15 protein-coding genes and 1 tRNA gene are annotated in these 18,972 nt (G+C 40.0%); 6 read left to right on the top strand and 10 right to left on the bottom strand.

The features are described 5' to 3' along the window. Nucleotides 1-177: 177 nt before the first annotated feature. Nucleotides 178-390, top strand: a complete 213-nt coding sequence (locus HHA43_RS04315) for a hypothetical protein (protein ID WP_168417840.1) — start codon at nt 178-180, stop codon at nt 388-390. Between the two features lie 225 nt (nt 391-615). Here the strand turns inward: HHA43_RS04315 and HHA43_RS04320 are convergent, their stop codons facing one another. From HHA43_RS04320 to HHA43_RS04340, 5 genes are all read right to left on the bottom strand, one after another. Continuing rightward, nucleotides 616-1,851 (bottom strand): MFS transporter, encoded by a 1,236-nt coding sequence (locus tag HHA43_RS04320; RefSeq protein WP_168417841.1) that lies wholly within the window; start codon nt 1,849-1,851, stop codon nt 616-618. Nucleotides 1,852-1,862: 11 nt separating this feature from the next. Further along, nucleotides 1,863-2,441 carry a TetR/AcrR family transcriptional regulator gene (locus HHA43_RS04325; protein ID WP_168417842.1) on the bottom strand — a complete coding sequence of 193 codons (579 nt, stop codon included), beginning with the start codon at nt 2,439-2,441 and terminating at the stop codon, nt 1,863-1,865. A gap of 237 nt (nt 2,442-2,678) precedes the next feature. Then, a complete protein-coding gene (locus tag HHA43_RS04330; RefSeq protein ID WP_168417843.1) occupies nt 2,679-3,200 on the bottom strand; it encodes an acyl-CoA thioesterase in 522 nt (173 codons plus the stop codon). A 354-nt stretch (nt 3,201-3,554) separates the two neighbouring features. Continuing rightward, the gene (locus HHA43_RS04335; protein ID WP_168417844.1) at nt 3,555-3,731 is read right to left on the bottom strand and encodes a hypothetical protein; all 177 of its coding nucleotides are present in this window, start codon (nt 3,729-3,731) and stop codon (nt 3,555-3,557) included. A gap of 366 nt (nt 3,732-4,097) precedes the next feature. Then, a complete protein-coding gene (locus HHA43_RS04340; protein ID WP_168417845.1) occupies nt 4,098-5,105 on the bottom strand; it encodes a patatin-like phospholipase family protein in 1,008 nt (335 codons plus the stop codon). A 248-nt stretch (nt 5,106-5,353) separates the two neighbouring features. Here HHA43_RS04340 and chrA point away from each other — a divergent pair, with 248 nt between their 5' ends. Next, nucleotides 5,354-6,568 (top strand): chromate efflux transporter, encoded by a 1,215-nt coding sequence (gene chrA, locus HHA43_RS04345; RefSeq protein ID WP_168417846.1) that lies wholly within the window; start codon nt 5,354-5,356, stop codon nt 6,566-6,568. Between the two features lie 143 nt (nt 6,569-6,711). On the opposite strand, the gene gltS is transcribed toward chrA, so the two are convergent. The 3 genes from gltS to HHA43_RS04360 all read right to left on the bottom strand — a co-directional run bounded on the left by gltS (nt 6,712) and on the right by HHA43_RS04360 (nt 11,480). After that, complete coding sequence (gene gltS / locus HHA43_RS04350) at nt 6,712-7,953, bottom strand: sodium/glutamate symporter (protein ID WP_168417847.1); 1,242 nt, start codon at nt 7,951-7,953, stop codon at nt 6,712-6,714. A 615-nt stretch (nt 7,954-8,568) separates the two neighbouring features. Further along, the gene (locus HHA43_RS04355; RefSeq protein WP_168417848.1) at nt 8,569-9,834 is read right to left on the bottom strand and encodes a DcaP family trimeric outer membrane transporter; all 1,266 of its coding nucleotides are present in this window, start codon (nt 9,832-9,834) and stop codon (nt 8,569-8,571) included. A 413-nt stretch (nt 9,835-10,247) separates the two neighbouring features. Further along, nucleotides 10,248-11,480 (bottom strand): multidrug effflux MFS transporter, encoded by a 1,233-nt coding sequence (locus tag HHA43_RS04360; RefSeq protein WP_168417849.1) that lies wholly within the window; start codon nt 11,478-11,480, stop codon nt 10,248-10,250. A 144-nt stretch (nt 11,481-11,624) separates the two neighbouring features. Between HHA43_RS04360 and yccS the strand changes: the two genes are divergently transcribed. The 4 genes from yccS (at nt 11,625) to HHA43_RS04380 (ending at nt 18,221) form a co-directional block, all read left to right on the top strand. Continuing rightward, nucleotides 11,625-13,799: a YccS family putative transporter gene (gene yccS / locus HHA43_RS04365; RefSeq protein WP_168417850.1), complete on the top strand. Its 2,175-nt coding sequence runs from the start codon at nt 11,625-11,627 to the stop codon at nt 13,797-13,799. A 146-nt stretch (nt 13,800-13,945) separates the two neighbouring features. Continuing rightward, the gene (locus tag HHA43_RS04370) at nt 13,946-14,506 is read left to right on the top strand and encodes a YcxB family protein (RefSeq protein ID WP_168417851.1); all 561 of its coding nucleotides are present in this window, start codon (nt 13,946-13,948) and stop codon (nt 14,504-14,506) included. A 157-nt stretch (nt 14,507-14,663) separates the two neighbouring features. Further along, nucleotides 14,664-17,273, top strand: a complete 2,610-nt coding sequence (locus HHA43_RS04375; protein ID WP_168417852.1) for a PepSY domain-containing protein — start codon at nt 14,664-14,666, stop codon at nt 17,271-17,273. A 129-nt stretch (nt 17,274-17,402) separates the two neighbouring features. Then, the gene (locus HHA43_RS04380; RefSeq protein ID WP_168417853.1) at nt 17,403-18,221 is read left to right on the top strand and encodes a YdcF family protein; all 819 of its coding nucleotides are present in this window, start codon (nt 17,403-17,405) and stop codon (nt 18,219-18,221) included. Nucleotides 18,222-18,242: 21 nt separating this feature from the next. Here the strand turns inward: HHA43_RS04380 and HHA43_RS04385 are convergent, their stop codons facing one another. Continuing rightward, on the bottom strand, nt 18,243-18,704 hold the full coding sequence (locus tag HHA43_RS04385; RefSeq protein WP_168417854.1) for a DUF2750 domain-containing protein: 462 nt from the start codon (nt 18,702-18,704) through the stop codon (nt 18,243-18,245). A 94-nt stretch (nt 18,705-18,798) separates the two neighbouring features. After that, nucleotides 18,799-18,874: transfer RNA gene (locus HHA43_RS04390), tRNA-Val, on the bottom strand. Nucleotides 18,875-18,972 lie beyond the last annotated feature (98 nt).

Raw genomic sequence — 18,972 nt, forward strand, 5'->3', positions numbered from 1 at the left:
AAGTAACCGCATCTGTTTTGCTTTGTTGCAAGCATTGATCCTACATTCTGCACTGCTTAGCATGAGTCCCTGTTCAGCATGTTCAAGTCAGGTGATGACTAATTTGAATATTTGAGAAGCAAGATTCGCTTCTGCTGAATATTTAGGTTTATAAATTTTAAATAAGGATGCCAAACTATGAAATTAACTCATATTCTATTCGCTTCTGCCTTCGCATTTGCTACAGCCAACAGCTTTGCTGCCAAGGCTGAGACCAGCAATACCGAACGAGAAAAAGTGATTGTTTCAACTCAGGAAGCTGTGGCTGAACATGCTTCAGAACAAACTGCTGCACAACCAGCTTCTGAAACTGCAACTGAGCAACCTGCTGCTGCAACGCCACAACCTTAAGTCCTTCACACAGTGACACAACGCTAAGTTGTAAATACCACAACCGTTGCGTTTGACTCCACTCTCTGGGCGAACACAGCGGTTGTCTTGTAACTCAAAGCCTAAATCCACCATAGAAAATAATGATGATTAACTCGGAAACAATCTCTTTAGATCGCAGCCAATCCTAATAGCGTAATCAACAGCACTATCCCTTTCTCCACACTACTCAACTGCATTATAAAATTACGCTTTTTTCTTCACCAATGTAGGTACCACCATCAATTTATAGAGCACTAAAGTCAACAAGGTGATCAGCGCACACAACATATAAGTCAGCGAGTAGCCATACCATGCAATGAGAACACCCATCAACACTGAACCAATTGCCATGCCTAAATCAAACAAAGTGAAAAAAGTAGAAATTGCATGCCCCATCCGCTGTTTAGACACAGACTGAATCGCTACGGTTTGTAAACATGGGAACACAGAACCATAACCAATACCAATGAACACAGCAGAGAGCCATAAGACCCATTGATTAGATAAAAAGCTGACGATGGCCAAGCCAATCGCAAAAAATAACAGTGAGGGATAAATCACAGAACTTGGCCCACGCCGATCATATAAGCGTCCAACCCACGGACGTACCGCAATCATCGACACTGCAAACACCACAAAAAACACACTGGTATAAGCCAGTAAGTTTTTGGATTCGCTATACGCCGTGATAAAACTCATGATGCTTGAATAAGCCAGTGCCGTGAGTAATGCCACTAAACTGACAGGAATAACTTTTGTTTCAATCAGGTCATGCCAACTTAAGCCTAAACTTTTGGATGTACTTCGATTCGCTTGCTCTATCGATGCAAGTGGTTGTTCTGTTGCTGTGCTATCTTTCACATCTAACAGCCAACAAAAGACAAAGCCTATGCACATAATGATGCATAAAATGCCGAATAACACCTGAAAGCTACTGAATTGCACTACAGTTAAAGCTAACAATGGCCCGAATACCACACCCAAATTGGTGGACATGACAAAGTAGCCCATGCCCTCACCTTTACGCTGTTCTGGAATAAAATCATTGGCCACAGGTACTGCAACCGTAGTCAAAATACTGAACCAAATACCATGTAAAAAGCGCACCAACAGCAAACTCCACATGCTGTCTATCCACAAATAGCTAAAAGCAAACAGTACAAAAAATAATTCTGAACCACGAAAAGAGAATTTCTTGCCCAGTCTTTCTACAATCAAACCTGAAAATGGTCGAATAGCGATGGAAGAAATTAAAAATAATGTCAGTGCCAAACCTGCTTCTTTTACCGTACCATCCAAATCTTTCATAATGTATATGGGTAAAATCGTCAGCAAAGCAAAATAATAAATAAATAAAAACAGGTTATTGCATACGCACAAAATAAAGGAACGATTCCATAATCGTTGTGAACCGTCTGCAATAGAAGATGAAGAAGACATAAAATTTTACTTTACGATTGTGCTGTAGGCATCAATGCAGGTTGAATCACCAACTGCACTAAATCGTGGATATACTGTGCATCAGGCATACGGTTGAAAAAAATAATTTGATAATGAATAGGCCCATATAACGTGTCGAGCATCATCTCAAAAGGATAATCCTCACGAATTTCACCACGCTGAATTGCGACTTGTATTAGCTTTCGTGTTTGCTCACGACGCGGCAATAAATAATCTTTAAAAAACTGCCCCGCAGTTTCACGCTGCTCTGCCATAACCACCAATAAAGCCCGCCCCACGCCATGATTTAAAGCCAGACTCAGTCTTGAAAGTTGCTGCATCAAATTGAATTGTAAGGACTGTTCAAAATCCAACTCAAACACTGACTCAGTTTGTTGTTTAAACGCCTCAAATACCAAATCAGACTTATGCTTCCACCAACGGTAAATTGTGGACTTCCCTACCCCTGCACGTGCAGCAATATCTTCAATGGTCAATTGACGATAGTCCTGCTCTGCAAGCGCAGCCACCACTGCATTTAAAATGCACTGTTTACGCTTGGAACTTTTTTCTGGTGTATGCTCTGTCATGTGCTATCCCAAATTTGTGGATGTGATTTGCTCTACAAAACGATACGATACGTTTCGTTTTAATATAATAAAGTAAGATTACAGTAGATACTAGTGCTAAGACGTTTCAATTGATGATCCATCTGGCTTTACAAGCGAAGTACCTGAGCAATCATTAATTTTTACGGAATAAAATGCAGGCATAAAAAAAACCTGCTTATTTTAAAAGCAGGTTCCGATCAGCGAGTCAACATCAACTTAGCTGTGTTCAGTTTTCTTGTAAATGCTGCAAGATGGATGATGATTTTCCTGCAAACGCGCCACTTTACGCTGTTCTGCAGCTTCAAAACGACAACGTTTCCAGTCATTATCTAACTTCAGTGCTGGAATTTGTTTTGGTTTACCGTGTTCATCTACAGCCACCATCGTGAAATAACAGCTGTTGGTATGGCGTACAGTACGTTTTTGAATGTTTTGTGCTTCTACACGAATCCCAATTTCCATTGAAGTACGGCCAACATGGTTGACACTGGCAAGGAACGTCACCAATTCACCTACATGAATTGGCTCTTTAAAATTCACTTTATCTACCGAAAGGGTCACGACATAACTACCCGAGTAGCGACTCGCACACGCATACGCCACTTGGTCTAATAGTTTTAAAATTGTTCCACCATGTACATTCCCCGAGAAATTTGCCATATCGGGTGTCATTAACACGGTCATGGTTAATTCTGACTGGTCATCTAACACTGGGGCAATTTGATCTAATGGTGACATCGCGTTCTCTAGACTCTTTTCAAGACAGTAAGATAAGAACCATTATTATATCGTGTTTAGAAAAGTTTGAATGTTCATTTCGGCAACAACTGCATCATTATTATTTATATTGTTTATGACAACATTTATTTAAAATTATAAGACTAAAGGCCAATGCTCCCAAGCTGTTATTTTTTAATCCATTTCTGTTTTTTTAAAACACTTGTTCAAATTTGATATTCGGTTAATCTCATTGATTCAAGTGTTCAAAAAACCATCATATTTTTTATTTTTTATAGATAATTCAAGTGATTTACCACCCAATTTTAACGCTAGATGACAAAAAAAAGGCTTAAAAATTGACTTACAGATACACTAATTAGCAGCCAGACGCAGCATTTCCTGCGACACATTGCTATAAGTTAAAGTCTGATCTTGGCTTAATACAGCTTCAATAACATAAGTCCCATCTGGATTAATCATGGTAATGGTAAAAACAACTTCTGCCATGGTCGCCAGTTTTACCTGCTGTCCCACTTGAAAATGCAACATAATGCTGCCCCCTTCAATTTTGTGCTGTGTTCTAAAGTATTTATCTTAAAGTGAATGAATTTTCTTTATTTTTTCTGACAAGCATCATCAAAACAAAAAAGTAATTTGCTACATAGCATAAATTGAAATATATCAAATGAGAATTTATTTTTAATCTGTTTTAAATCTAAATATCCAAGTCATCTTGATGAGATACTTTTTAAGTATTCTATTTTTTAATTATAGATATAAATGAATTACAATAATTAAAAGTGAATTTTTCCATGAATAATCATTTTTATTCGCTCGCACTCATACATAAGTTCAATTAGACTCACCCTTTAAATCATCTTATTTGAGTCATATAAAGTTTATAGGCAGTTTTATTCACTGCCCATAGAAAGCCTGTGTGTTACTGGCGTTGTACCCGACAATCCGATGCCCATGACTAAAATGATGACGGCGATAAACCTGATCAATTTTATATAATTGTTGTGTAGTCGCATCTGCGCCTGCCTGCATGGTCGTTTCACGGCCTTTCACATCAAAAATATGCGCCTTTTCACGTAAATCAGGTTCAATCACGACATCCGCCTGCTTCAACTCTTCATTGGCCAAGTGCTTTTGCATGATATTAATGTTCTGGTTAAACAGCCCCCAAACATTACTGGTTTCGGTATGGATTGGCTGAGCTAAAATATTCACGGCAATCACAATATCTGCACCTAATTCACGCGCGACTTTTACGGGTACAGGGCTAACCAAACCGCCATCTACATATTCATGCTCAGCAATTTTTGTAGGGACAAACATACTTGGAATAGACACCGAAGCGCGTACTGCCTGCCCCGTATTTCCATAATTAAAGACGACTTTTTTACCTTCTTTCAATTCGGTCGCCACTACATACATAGGTATTTTAAATTGTTCTAAACGCAGTTGATCGACTTGTGTATTGACATAATTTTCAACTTTTTTACCATCAAAAAAGCCTTTTAAATCGAAAGTAACATCGCGCACATCATTGGCTTTCATGTTTAAGGCAATGTCACGTAATTGTTGCGCATTTTTTCCACTGGCATAAATTGAGCCAACAATGCTGCCCGCACTACTGCCCACAATCAAATCAGGCTGAATACCGTATTGCTCTAATACTTCAATTACTCCAATGTGTGCATAGCCACGTGCACCACCGCTGCCTAATACCAAAGCCACCACAGGTCGCTTGTTTTTTTGCTTAAGTTGCTGAAAGTCAATTTGATTCAGGCGTGACTCAGCTTCAGCCACAGCAGGCTGCGTAGCCACAAGATTTTGTGTCAAATTTTGCGGCTGTTGTGGGACAGTTTGACAACCCAACATCCATAATGCGGTTAGCGATACACACCAAATTTTCATATAGACCTTCTTGAATCCATAGCTTTCAGTCGATACTTGTTTGCAATTTAAAAATAGCAGGCTCATGCTTCCATTACATTTGAAACATAGTGACTATTTCAGTATGCACAGGCCATGGGCACTTCAGCAAATCACTCATATAAGTGCACATAGTCTATCTATTATTTTAACTGATCCTTGTAGTAATTCGTTAAACTGTCACGTCTAGCCACTACATTGGCGCACAAGTTGAATCTGTCTACACATATATGCACACGCTCACTTCTTCTTCGCTATTTTGGGTCTTTCTACAATTGGGCTGCTTGTCTTTTGGGGGGCCTGCAGCACACTTGGTATTTTTCCATCAACGCTTTGTGCAACAGCTCAAATGGTTAGATGAAGCACAATATGCCCAAGTTGTGGCACTGGCTCAACTTTTACCAGGCCCAACCAGTAGTCAGGTGGGTTTAGCGATTGGTTATTTACAAAAAGGCTATTGGGGGGCAGTACTTGCATGGCTTGGTTTTACTTTACCTTCTGCTGTGTTCATGGCTTTAGTTGCAGTACTCGGACATCAATATTTAGAAGTGCTTTCTTCAGATAGTTTCCACACGATTCAACTGATTGTTTTAGCCGTCGTGGCTTGGGCATTTTGGCAAATGTTAGGCAGTTTTTGTAAAACTATTTGGCAATACGCCTTAATGCTGGCTGCAGCTGTTTTTATTTATTTTGTGCCTTTTAGTTTGAATCAAGTCTTGGTGATTTTGCTTGCAGCAGTTTTGGGTATATGGATGGCAAAACAGACGCCAACGAATGTTCAAAATACAGATGCAACTCAAACGAGCTTTACTGCAAATCACATCATTCAGCATCGTAAATACGCCATATTTTGGGGTGGGCTGTTTGTTGCACCGTTTATCATATTAACAGGACTCAACTGGTTCACGCCAAATTTGCTTTATGCCGCCAACTTAAGTTTCTATCAAGCAGCCTCTTTGGTGTTTGGTGGTGGCCACGTTATTTTACCCTTGTTACATCAAGATTTTGTCAGTACTGGTTTAGTAAGCGCAGAACAATTTGATTTGGGTTATGCCATGGCACAATTAGTTCCAGGCCCATTATTTAGTTTTGCTACTTATTTGGGCAGTTTAGTTCCCATGACGGACATGATGTGGCTCAATGCTGTTTTAGCGACTTTGGCCATTTTCCTGCCTTCTTTCTTTTTGGTTTTTGCTACCTTGCCGTATTGGTCTTGGTTAATGCAGCAAGTTTATATTCGTCATGCCGTTACAGGTATTAATGCCGCGGTGGTTGGGCTATTGCTCTACATGGTGGTGGAAATGGCACAACGCTATGTACTGAATTTCTATGACCTTATTTTTGTTGCCCTCGTGATTGTGCTGTTAAAGTCAAAATTACCCGTTTGGCTGAGTCTGATGGGAAGCTTCCTGCTCTATACTGTGTTATTGAATTTTATTGCTTAGGCTATTTTTAAGATTCACTTAAACCAATGCCTGTAGCATAGCGTTCGAGTGTAAAGGCACTCTCACCGTTATATATCGCCATAAAAAATGCCAGCTCATGTGAACTGGCATTTTATTTTGCAATCTATCTACAACTGAACAGCTTAACCTGCAAAGAATTTCAAAATAGACTGAATCACAGCGACGTTAATCAAGTCGACAAAGAAAGCGCCACACAACGGCACAATCAAGAATGCTTTATAAGAGGGGCCATACATATTGGTAATGGCTTGCATATTAGCAACCGCGGTAGGTGTTGCTCCCATCCCAAAACCACAGTGCCCTGCGGCCAATACCGCTGCATCGTAGTTTTTACCCATAATGCGGAACGTGATAAAAGCCGCATATAACGCCATGGTGATGGTTTGCGCACCTAAAATCACCATCAACGGACCTGCTAAATCTGCCAATTGCCACAATTTAAGCGACAACAAAGCCATCGCCAAATATAAAGACAACGACGCATTTCCAAACACATCAATCGCACGGTCAAAAATATTGACTTTAAAAATACTTTCCAAGACATTACGCAGAATCACACCGCCCGCCAATGCCCAAACGAAAGTTGGCAATTCAAACATAGTACCTTTGGCAGCGCCCGTCATAAACTCGGCAAATGCCAAACACGCTGCAAATAAACCCAAAGTGGTAATGGCATTATCTGCTGTGATTAAACGCACCTGATGCGGATATTCAAATGGAATAAACTCATTAGAGTCTTGATCTGCAGGCGTATTGTCACGTTTTTCAATTTGTTCTTCAGTACGTGGTACGGCCAATTGATGACGGTTGATTAAGGTTTTGGCTAAAGGGCCACCAATCAAACCACCAATGATCAAACCAAAGGTTGCACTGGCCATACCTAATGCCAACGCCCCTTGAATACCATACTGGGTTTCAAAAATTTCGCCCCACGCACCCGCAGTACCATGACCACCCGTTAAGGTAACTGAACCTGCAATTAAACCAATTAGTGGATCAATACCTAATAATGTTGCAAGACTAATGCCGACAAAGTTTTGCAGCACAATAAATGTGGAAATTGCAATCAAGAAAATAATTAAACCAATTCCGCCCTGACGCAATTTTGTAAAGTTCGCGCTTAAACCAATCGAGGCGAAGAAAATCAGCATAAAACTAGTTTGTAATGCGCTACTGATGGTAATGCTATAACCCCAAAATTGATGCACCAACAATGAAACAATTGCGGCAACCAAACCACCTGCAACAGGTTCAGGAATGTTATAGCGTTTTAAAAAATCAATTTTATTAACCAAAAACCGTCCTAAGAGCAGGACGATGACCGCAGCAATCAGCGTATAAAACGCATTAAAAGTAAATTCCATGGCAATATCCATATAGTGATTGCAGATTATTTTTTAATATGATGAAGAGCTGTCTATGCAAACCAAAGCATTTGCATCAGCATAACTCTAAATCAACTAAAAAATGCCGCAATATAAAGTATGTAAGCAGTATCGTATTTGACCGATGTTTAAGATGTATGCGTTTCACTGAGCCAACCCAATCCTTAGGTTTCACTCAAGCATTATGATCTGCGTTTGCCTAGAACAGAAGAAAAGAAAGACAAAAGACAGCAATTTCACTTTCGGGGTGACTTCGAGTGCAAACAACTGAATCGGCTTAAGACTGAGAGGTAATCTCATATAAGCTCCAAGATATCTGAGGTGGATAAATACCTTGCGATAAAGATATTCAATCACTTGATAAAAAACAGCAAGATTAAAGGTCGAACATTATGCATTTTTTTTGACAAAAAGCTGCTATTTTCTGCGTTATTTCTATAAATTTTATTGATTGTTTTCAACTATAAGTGCAAGTTACAGCATTTTATAAAAGTGAATAAAATTTAAGTTACTGAATTAATATCATAAATTTCAGACATAAAAAACAGAGCTTAAAATTAAGCTCTGTTTTGGATTTTGCTCAAAAGTAGCGACTTAGAAGCTATAACGCGCCATAAAGCCTACGCGGTCATCACTGAATTTTTCACCAGCAAATGTTTTACGTTCACCATTAATGTATTCGATACCTAAATCAACTGGTTTTACAGGTGAATAGATAAAGTTAATCCACGCTTGTTGTACTTTCTCGTTAGCACCATCATTTAAACGCGCATAGTCTGTACCATCATCTGCAAATAAAGCACCATAAGCTAAAGTTGAACGCAGTTGTGGTGAGAACTTATAAGTAGCACCCACTTGTACACCAATCGTTTCATTCTGCTCAATGTTCTTATTAGCATCAAGTTCATACGCCGAGTTATTGCCATATAAGTAGTTGCTGTTACCTTGTACATAAGATACATCAGCAGACACTTTTAATGGTTCTGAAACTTGGTAGTTGGTACCTGCAGCCACACCCCAACCTGTTTTATCATCACCAGAAGTAGCTTTATAATGTTCTACCAATGCACGTGCAGAAGCAGAACCTTTACCTTCTGCATAAGCTTGAGTCACTTTTGCCGTTAAATTTGGTACACGATAAGTAATATCAGTACCAGAACTATTACCCTCTTCAGCAGAAACGAATAATTGTGTCGCAGGCGCTAATTTATAGTTGTAGCGTACTTGCGGCACACGTGCTGTACCACCACCAATATTCGTGGCAAAGTCAATCATTTCTGGTGCATGATTAGACAAGAAATTCGATGTAGTTTGACCGAATAACCAGTTATTTAAAGTCAAATAAGCATGACGGATACGTAAGTTTTCTGATTTGTCATTATCAGCACTTGCAAAATCAACTTCGATTTTACCACCAAGTTTGTTGTCACCCATTGGCGTACTAAAATCTAAACCTAAACGCGTAACTTTTGGTGTAGCGCGTAATTTATCTTTTACGTTATTTTCACCTGTTTTGTGAGTAACGTTAAAATCATTATCCGCACCATCAATAATATAGTTTGCGTCCCCACGGATCGAACCATAAATAGATACGTCTGCACCAGATTTAGACTTTAAGCTGCTTAATGCACTTGCAGGTGCAGCAGGTTTCGCCTGTTGTACTTGGGCAATTTGAGTTTGCTGCTGTTGTTGTACTTGCTGTTGTTGCTGAATTAACGATTTCAACGCTTCAACTTCTTGACGAAGTTCTTGAATTTGTTGTTGCTCAGTTTTTGCTGCGTGAGCAGTACCCACCATTAATGTTGTAACGGCAATCGCCAAACCTTTGATCATAAACTGACCGTTGAATAATTGACTCATTCATTTCTCCAAAATAAAACAACGCTGCATCCGTGCATGATGATTTTTTGAGTCATCTATCGATTTCACATCGAATTATAAAAATGGCTTAAAAATCACCACACTTTTGCCCCAATAGACAAAGACACATCAATATTAAAAATATTACAATTTGTGTCATATATTACAGCCATCAATCTATCAAGTTATTGTCTTTATTAAAATCAGTTTTCCCGCACAAATATAAATAAACGATCAAAATTTCAGATCAAAAAACAAAATAAACATATTTTTCAATTAGTTAAACAGGTGGATTATTCAACTAATTGATCATTCATTAGACTATTGTATATATTTAGGTGTAGTTAAAAGTGTAATATTCCAGCTAAAAAATCAGCGTTACAGAACAAAAAATATAATTTTTTGTTCAATTCTTAATCTAGGTCAGGCTTAATTTTAAACGTGGCTAACATACCTGCTCCTATAAACAGCAGCATCAACAGCGCCATATTCAGCAAGGCACTCCAGAACATAAAATTCAGTAATACTCCACCAATCAGACCACAAAAGAATTGTACACTGCCCATTACCGCGCTGGCAGTTCCTGCTCGTGCACCTTGACCCGCCATGGCCAGTGCCATCGCATTCGGGCCTGTAAAACCAATACCTGACACTGCTAAAAACAACCCAAGCATGACCCATATTAAATCAGCTTGTGGCAAACTCCCCGCAATTACCAACAATAATGCGCCTGTTAGTTGAATGGTGCTGCCCAGCTTTAAGCGTTGTAATACACCCAATTTTCCAATGATTTTTTTATTGATGGTTGAAAACAGCATAATGCCAACGGCATTTGCACCGAACAAGTAGGCAAATGCAGTTTCACTCAGTCCGTATTGATCCATCATGACTGCACTCGAACCGCTGATATAACAAAATAAAGCACCACCAGTTAAGCAACCTGCTAACATCGGCATGCGGAAATTTGAATCTTTTAGAATAGAACCATACAAAGTCAGCACCTGCTGAAAATTCAGGTTTAAACGGTGTTGCTTAGCTAAAGTTTCCTGAAAAAAGAAATGCACGCATATCAAACAAACCATGCCAACACAGGCCAGCACCGCAAAAATGGCTTGCCAATTCATCCATTGCAAAACCCACGCCCCTAAAGTTGGCGCAATAATCGGGGCAATGGTCATCACAATCATCATGCTTGAAAAGGCCTGTGCTGAAGTTTGTAAATCCAAACGATCACGAATTGCAGCCCGGGCGATCACCACCCCCACACAACCGCCAAGTGCCTGTAAAATACGTGACGCAATTAAACTCCATTCATTTTGAGCAAAAACGCACAATACACTAGCAACAGAAAACAACGCCAAGCCAAAATACAATGGTGGTTTACGTCCTATACGGTCACTGAGTGGGCCATAAATTAATTGCCCCAATGCCAAACCTAAAAAATAGGCAGGCAAACTATTAGCCACCATTTGGGTAGGTACACCAAACGCATTTGCCATGACAGGCAAAGCGGGCAAATACATATCAATCGACAATGGCCCAAGCGAGGTCAATAACGCCAACAACAAGATCCATGCTGTTGAATATTGCTGTGAAGATGGTTGTGGCGTACCGTTAGAACTTGGTATCGTTTTTGCTATGGTCATATTTTATGATGAAATGGCATACTTGCAGACAAGCTTACACGCTCCATAGTATGATTTGTTGGCATCAAAGATGAATTTTCACATAATTTACCTGACTCCCATAAAACCTCAGTCTAAACAGAGCATTTGCTTAAAGGAATACAGTTGAAATCTTGGCTGACACGGCTGAAACAAGCGACTTATAACACCACGTTTATGTATAACATCCGCATGCTCATTGCATTTGCGGGAACGGCATTTGTCCCCTATTTTATGGGCATGCAACTAGCCACAATTCCTCTCACGCTAGGTGTTGTGGCAGCAGGCTTAAGTGATATTGATGACCGCTTTTCAGTGCGGATTGTCAATCAGCTATATACCTATATCGGCTTTTTTATTACCGCCACCTCTATTCAGTTTTTATTTCCACATCCGGTTTTATTTGCCACAGGTTTAATTCTTTCCTGCATTGTTTTAATTCTGCTGGGTTCACTCGGTCGACGCTACGCCACTATTTCTTATGGCTGTTTAGTGGTGTCGGTCTATTCCATGCTTGGGGTAGATTTATTTGAAGAATGGTATATGCAACCACTGCTCTTGGTTGCAGGTGCTATTTGGTATGGTTTAATTTCAACCATTAGCTTTTTACTGTTCCCTGTGCGTGCAGTACAAGACAAGCTGTCGCATAGCTATGCATCTTTAGGTGACTTTTTATTTGCCAAATCCAATTTATTTGATGTCGATATGACAGCAGCAAGTTATCAGCAAAGCATCATCGACCTATCGCTCGAAAATGGTAAATTAATTGGAATTTTTAACGACTTAAAAACCGCATTGCTAACCCGCTTAAAGGGAGACCGTGGGCAAAAAGATACCCGTCGCAGTTTGCAATATTATTTTGTTGCACAGGATATTCACGAACGTGCCGACTCTGCGCATATTGACTATCAAAAACTGGCTAAAATCTTTCAGCACAGCGACATTCTGTTCCGTTTCCAACGCATTTTGTCTATTCAAGGCAAAGCCTGTAAAGACTTAAGCGAAAGTATTTTGCATCGTCAGCCGTATCTGCATAACACACGCTTTAAACATGCTTTTGAAAACTTAAAACAGTCTTTGGAAAAACTGCGAAGTGAACAGCAATACGATCAAGTCTGGATCAATGCCCTGTTTGCCTTGTATCAGAACCTAAAATCAATTGATGCACAGTTACGCAACCTTGAAACCGAACGTAATATCAAACTGGATAAAGCCAAATATATCGAACAGCAACTCAAAGATGATGATTTGAAAAACTGGGATGATATAGTCATCCGCATCAAACAGCATTTAACGCCTGAATCGGTGCTGTTTCGTCATGCTATTCGTTTATCCATTGTCTTATTAATTGGCTATGTATTTGTGCAAGTGACCAATATTGAATATGGCTATTGGATTTTACTGACTGCTCTATTCGTGATGCAGCCAAACTTTAACACCACTAAACGGCGTTTACGTTTGCGTATTATTGGAACATTGGCAGGCATTGTGGTCGGCTATGCGATTTTATATTTTGTGCCTTCTGTAGAAGGTCAATTATTGATTCTGATCATTAGCGGCATGCTGTTCTTTGAACTACGCAGTAAACAATATGCACAAGCCACAGCCTTTATGACCATTTTGGCACTCATGAATTTTAACTTGGAAGGTTTGGGTTATGCTGCCGCCATTCCACGTATGCTAGATACTTTAATTGGCTGTGCATTGGCATGGTTTGGCGTGAGCTTTATTTTCCCTGACTGGAAATTCCGCCGCCTGCCCCGTACCATTCGTCGCTCACTGACAGCTCAATGTGACTATTTGGCAGAAGTCATTGAACAATACAAACATGGACGTAACAACGGGTTAAATTATCGTGTGGTGCGTCGTGCAGCGCACAACACCGATGCCGAAGTTGCATCACTTATTTCCACCTTAGCCACCGAGCCTGACTTTGACCCCACACAAAAAGCGCAAGCCTTTGAATTTCTGTGTCTAAATCATACCTTTATTAGCTATATTGCTGCCTTAGGGGCACATCGTGACAAAGTTGAAGATCAGGAAGTCCTGCAATTGCTCGACCAAGCACTTGATAATATTCGGGGTGCATTACTCAACGATGAAATGCCAGATTTAAGTGCGCACAACATGATACAAACCATTCGTCAGCGTTTAAGCCAAAACAAGGAAGAAGATCAAAAATCCTTGATTATTTTGCAGCAATTATCCTTGATGATGAGTATTTTGCAGCAAATGAGCCGCTTAAAACAAAGTTTGAGCCATGAACACGATCAGGACGCAACAGAGCTAGCCTCTTTGTAAAGCTTGTTGCAAGTAGAGTGTGCGACATAACTTTTGCCGCATAAATGATTATTCACCGACCTTAGCATGATTTTGCGACAATATACTCACTGAATTGCTGTAATTAATGCTAAACTTTTTGCAGTTTTAAATTTGTTAGTTTCACTATGACCGCGAAAAATTTATACGCCTATACCTTACAGCCTGTGACCTATGAAGTTTCTGAAGAAGAACAGCGTCATGCGCAATTGGTCATTTGGCGCAGCACCAATAAAATTGGCATGAAAGCATGGATCATTATGGGCGTCATTGTTGCCCTATCTGTTTTAGGCATTCTGCTGTTAAAAAATTATTCTACTATTTTCTGTTGGGTTGCCATTGTCTGTGTGGTGCTTTACTTATTAGTACGCAAATACGGCTTGGAATGGTACGTCAAACGTAAAATGAATGAATTTCCTGTACAAGAAATTAAGGGCATTCGTTTAGGCGTACAACCGCATGGCATCGTCATGCGTCAGCAAATGGGCGCTCAAGAAGGTGTAGGTGCTATTGGCTGGAAAGATGTGTACGAATGGTACAACACCCCTGAATTTATTTTAATGAACTTTAAAGTAAAAGGTCAGCAAGGTGCTTATATTTTACCAAAGCGTATGGATAGCCGAAACTTCTCCTTTAATACTATTCGTAAGCACTTAACTGAATCTGCTGGCGAAGCAAAGCAAATCTAAATATCCTCTACTGAATAGCAAGCCTCTGTCCCCCGTGATGGAGGTTTTTTTTGATTAAAATTAAAACAATAAACGATAATGAGAATAAATATTATTTGCAATACGCATTACACCTGTATTATTCTTCATCACAATTCATTCTCAACACCCACGCCTTATGTTGAAAAAAACATTCTTCCAAATTCACTGGTTCCTTGGTATTACCGCTGGGCTTATTTTGTCACTCATGGGCGTGACAGGTGCAATTTATTCTTATGAACAAGAAATTCTAAAATGGATGAATCCTGAAAGTTATCAGGTACAAGTTGGGCAAACGGCCAAATTGACACCTGCTGAAATTTATGCGCATTTTCAGCAAGTACAACCCGATTATAAAATCAATAGCATTAGCATTGCCAAAGACCCTGCGGCCTCCTCAAGCATTAATATTGCCAAAGAAGGTTCAAAACGTGGGCAAAACATTCTCATTAATCCCTATTCAGCAGAAGAACTTCCAAAAGTTAAAGGACGCGAGTTTTTTCAGTTTATTCAGCAATTACACCGCAATTTAACCGTTGGGCCAGTCGGCAAACAAATCACAGGCGCATGTACGCTTATTCTGATTTTCTTTGTGTTAAGTGGTATTTATTTGCGCTGGCCAAAACGTCATTCATTCAAACAATGGTTCGCAATTAAACCCCAACTTAAAGGGCGCAATTTTATTTGGGACTTACATGCTGTTGTAGGCACATGGGTCATCATTTTTTATCTGATTTTAGCCTGTACTGGACTGTTTTGGTCTTATGATTGGTGGCGTGGTGGCATGTACAAAGTACTGGGGGTGGAACGACCACAGCCTCAGCAACAAGCTCAACCTCGAGCGAATGCCTCGAATCCAACTCAGCTTAATGCAGCATCGAGTACTCCTTCTATAGAGCAGAAATCATCAGAAAATAAAAAACCGAAAAATAATATAGATGCTGCTCAAATCCAACTTGCCTTAAATCAGGCGTGGCATCACTTCCCGCAACAATTAGGACGTGATTATTCCAACATTACCTTCAATGTGCCCAAACAAGCCAATGCGGAAATTGACATCAATTTTGTGGATGCCATTCCTCAGCATGAACGTGCACGCAACACGGCGACCTTTAATTATCAAAATACCAAGATCACTACATTACAGCTCTATGCAGACAAAAAACTTAATGAAAAAATCATGAGCAGCATGTTGCCTGTGCATCGTGGTAGTTTCTTCGGCCCGATTTATCAGTTTATGGTCATGCTGGCTTCATTAATGATGCCATTATTCTTCATTACAGGCTGGATGCTATATCTGAAACGTCGTAAACAAAAACGCTTAACTGTAGCAGCACGTCAATCGCAGCAGCAATTCAGTATTGACCCAAATGCTGAGCAATGGTTAATTGTTTATGCCACGCAAACAGGTGTAGCAGAGCAATTGGCATGGCGCACAGCAACGAGTTTGCAAGAAGCGCATCAACCTGTCACTGTCAAAGCTATTCAAGAATTGCAGACAGCTGACCTCAAAGACAATACCCAAATATTGTTTGTTGCCAGCACCTACGGCACAGGAGATGCACCCGATTTAGCCTCTAACTTTGTGAAAAAAATCATGTCACAAAGCTTAAACCTCTCTCATTTACGTTATGCAGTTTTAGCTCTAGGCTCTAAAGAATATCCTGACAGTTATTGCGATTTTGGTCATCGTCTTGCTGCATGGCTGCAACGCAATCAGGCTCAAGCTTTATTTGACACCATAGAGGTAGACAATGCCAATCCTGCCGATGTACAACGCTGGAATCAAGCGTTAGCACAGGTGACACAGCTTGAATTGCAAAGTATGCAAATTGATAAAACCTTTGATACATGGCGTTTGCAACAACGTGATTTACTCAATCCAGATAGTTTAGGTGCACCTGCATTTAATATTGAACTTGTACCGCAGCACGAAGCGCATTGGGCTGCAGGTGATATTGCCGAAATTCAACCTGGCAATAGCACGGCACGTATTCAATCCTTTTTAGCGCAACATCAACTAGATGCACAAACACTTGTGCCGAAACAGCAGCAAACGCTGCAACAATGGCTTTGGGATAAAGACTTAACTGTTCACATTCAGCCGTTTCAAAGCCTTGAAGATTTATTGGTACAACTGCCTGTACTACCAAGCCGTGAATATTCAATTGCCAGCATCCCAACTCAACAAGTTTTGCGCTTGGTGGTACGCCAACAAGCTGATGCGCAAGGAAAACTTGGCTTAGGCTCGGGGTGGCTGACTCAACATGCAGAATTGGGACAAAACATTGCCCTTCGCATTCGGAATAATCCTAGCTTCCATTTAATTGCAGATAATCGCCCAATTATTTGTATTGGTAACGGTACTGGACTTGCAGGTTTGATGAGCCTATTACACGCACGTACGCGTCTTAATTACAGCCAAAATTGGTTAATTTTTGGTGAGCGCCAACAAGCACATGATTTCTTCTATCAACGTACCATTGAAGCTTGGGTTAATACAGGCATGTTGCAACGACTTGATTTAGCCTTCTCGCGTGATCAAGATGAAAAAATTTATGTTCATCATAAATTACGTGAACACGCTGCTGAACTAAAACAGTGGATTACAAACGGTGCTGTAATTTATGTATGTGGCAGTATTCAGGGCATGGCCAGTGATGTCGATCACGCCTTACAAGATATTTTAGGCGATGACCAACTCGAACAATTACGCCTACAAGGTCGTTATCGTCGCGATGTATATTAACTCGGTATGAGAACCTTAATGTCATTCTACTGAGATCAAAAACACTCAGCCAAACATGATTTGGCTGAGTGACCAATTGGAATAAGATTTAGATATACTGATTTGCACCAATGTATTGAATTGAAGCTTATGCCACCCGCTCTATCAAGCCAAACCCACACTCAACTGAATTGGTTTAAACGTGTGCTGAGTAGCATGGTTGCACTGATTTTAGTGTTCGATGGTCTGTATTTAATCAGTTTAAAGAAAATTCATTTTGGCACAGTACTGCCCGTGGTCATTGGTATAATTTTATTGGGTTATGCCTTATTTTACAGATGGATTCAACGCAAGCTCACACAGCACTCAAATCTAAAAATATACTGGAGATTAGGCTGGGGCGTATTTTGGTTGTGGTGCATCAGCTTATTCTGTTTTTTTGCTTATATTCATTTGGGCACACAATCTCAAACATCTGCTCAACCCAATGCCAAAGTGGTCATCGTATTGGGTAGCGGGATTGAAAATGGACTTCCCTCACCAACATTAGCCAAACGGCTAGACACTGCAGCATCTTACGCACTTCAGCATCCACAAAGTTATTTGATCGTGAGTGGAGGGCCCGCCTTTACAGAGCAACTGACCGAAGCACAAGTCATGTCAAATTATTTACAACAGCATTATGCCATTACTGCATCCAGAATTATTTTAGAAACCAAAAGTACCAGTACGGCACTGAATTTACAGAATAGCCAACCACTACTTCACCACTTAGGTACAGATAAAACTCAACCGATTATAGTGGTCACCAGTGATTTTCACACCCTGCGTGCAGCTGCAATTGCTCAACGGCAGGGTTATACTCAATTCAGCATGCTCAGTGCACCTACACCACTCTATACGCGCTATAACGCATGGTTACGCGAATATTTTGCATATATCAGTGGTTGGTTGCTCAATGAATATTAAAATTCAAGCAATACAGCTTGCTTAATTGATACGAATCGAACGTGGTAATGGAATTTGCATATCTTTAAAAAATTCCGGTTTTTGCATATAAACCTGATACAAATAATTTTTCAAATCCAGTAATAATTTCTCAGGGGCAACCAATACATTCTGCCCTTCTGGACTTAAATTCATAGAAATATTGGTGCTTTCTTGACGTAAAAAAGGAATCACTTTTTCAATAAAATCTTTTAGTGAAATTTCTTGTACTTGATAGTTGGCCCAATTGTCTTTGATTAGCAATTTAGCCAAACTTTTATTTTGCCAAATTGCAAAAGCACGCTGGCCTGTGGGTGTTGCACACAATGCCCAACCATCTTCATATAAAGCAAACACATGCCCCTGAGACACCATCGTCTCAATAAATTGCTTATAAATATCTTGCGCGTTATAAGTTTGCGTTACTTGCTTAGACGCCGCTTTACGTTGATAAGGATTTCGCATAAGTCACGGATATTAATATTATTATAGATAAAAAATTCTAGGCGAATTTATAGCAATACGCAAGAAATATAAGATAAAGAAGGAGAAGAATATATGGTGGGCGCTGACGGGATCGAACCGCCGACATTCTGCTTGTAAGGCAGACGCTCTACCAACTGAGCTAAGCGCCCTGAGATATAAAAATAACGCTGTTATTTTTAAGACGCAAGACCAAAAAAGAATAGTCTTGGTATTTGATCACACTTTTCACTTCAGGGCGTGAAAAATG

The organism is Acinetobacter sp. A2, from assembly GCF_012371325.1.
Taxonomy (GTDB): Bacteria; Pseudomonadota; Gammaproteobacteria; order Pseudomonadales; family Moraxellaceae; genus Acinetobacter.

What these genes read in the sequence shown, in the direction of transcription:
- HHA43_RS04320 (WP_168417841.1), bottom strand. Translation starts at nt 1,851, where the DNA reads ATGTCTTCTTCATCTTCTATTGCAGACGGTTCACAACGATTATGGAAT.
- HHA43_RS04330 (WP_168417843.1), bottom strand. Translation starts at nt 3,200, where the DNA reads ATGTCACCATTAGATCAAATTGCCCCAGTGTTAGATGACCAGTCAGAA.
- chrA (WP_168417846.1), top strand. Translation starts at nt 5,354, where the DNA reads ATGCACACGCTCACTTCTTCTTCGCTATTTTGGGTCTTTCTACAATTG.
- gltS (WP_168417847.1), bottom strand. Translation starts at nt 7,953, where the DNA reads ATGGAATTTACTTTTAATGCGTTTTATACGCTGATTGCTGCGGTCATC.
- HHA43_RS04315 (WP_168417840.1), top strand. Translation starts at nt 178, where the DNA reads ATGAAATTAACTCATATTCTATTCGCTTCTGCCTTCGCATTTGCTACA.
- HHA43_RS04375 (WP_168417852.1), top strand. Translation starts at nt 14,664, where the DNA reads ATGTTGAAAAAAACATTCTTCCAAATTCACTGGTTCCTTGGTATTACC.
- HHA43_RS04370 (WP_168417851.1), top strand. Translation starts at nt 13,946, where the DNA reads ATGACCGCGAAAAATTTATACGCCTATACCTTACAGCCTGTGACCTAT.
- HHA43_RS04380 (WP_168417853.1), top strand. Translation starts at nt 17,403, where the DNA reads ATGCCACCCGCTCTATCAAGCCAAACCCACACTCAACTGAATTGGTTT.
- HHA43_RS04360 (WP_168417849.1), bottom strand. Translation starts at nt 11,480, where the DNA reads ATGACCATAGCAAAAACGATACCAAGTTCTAACGGTACGCCACAACCA.
- HHA43_RS04355 (WP_168417848.1), bottom strand. Translation starts at nt 9,834, where the DNA reads ATGAGTCAATTATTCAACGGTCAGTTTATGATCAAAGGTTTGGCGATT.
- HHA43_RS04325 (WP_168417842.1), bottom strand. Translation starts at nt 2,441, where the DNA reads ATGACAGAGCATACACCAGAAAAAAGTTCCAAGCGTAAACAGTGCATT.
- HHA43_RS04335 (WP_168417844.1), bottom strand. Translation starts at nt 3,731, where the DNA reads ATGTTGCATTTTCAAGTGGGACAGCAGGTAAAACTGGCGACCATGGCA.
- HHA43_RS04340 (WP_168417845.1), bottom strand. Translation starts at nt 5,105, where the DNA reads ATGAAAATTTGGTGTGTATCGCTAACCGCATTATGGATGTTGGGTTGT.
- HHA43_RS04385 (WP_168417854.1), bottom strand. Translation starts at nt 18,704, where the DNA reads ATGCGAAATCCTTATCAACGTAAAGCGGCGTCTAAGCAAGTAACGCAA.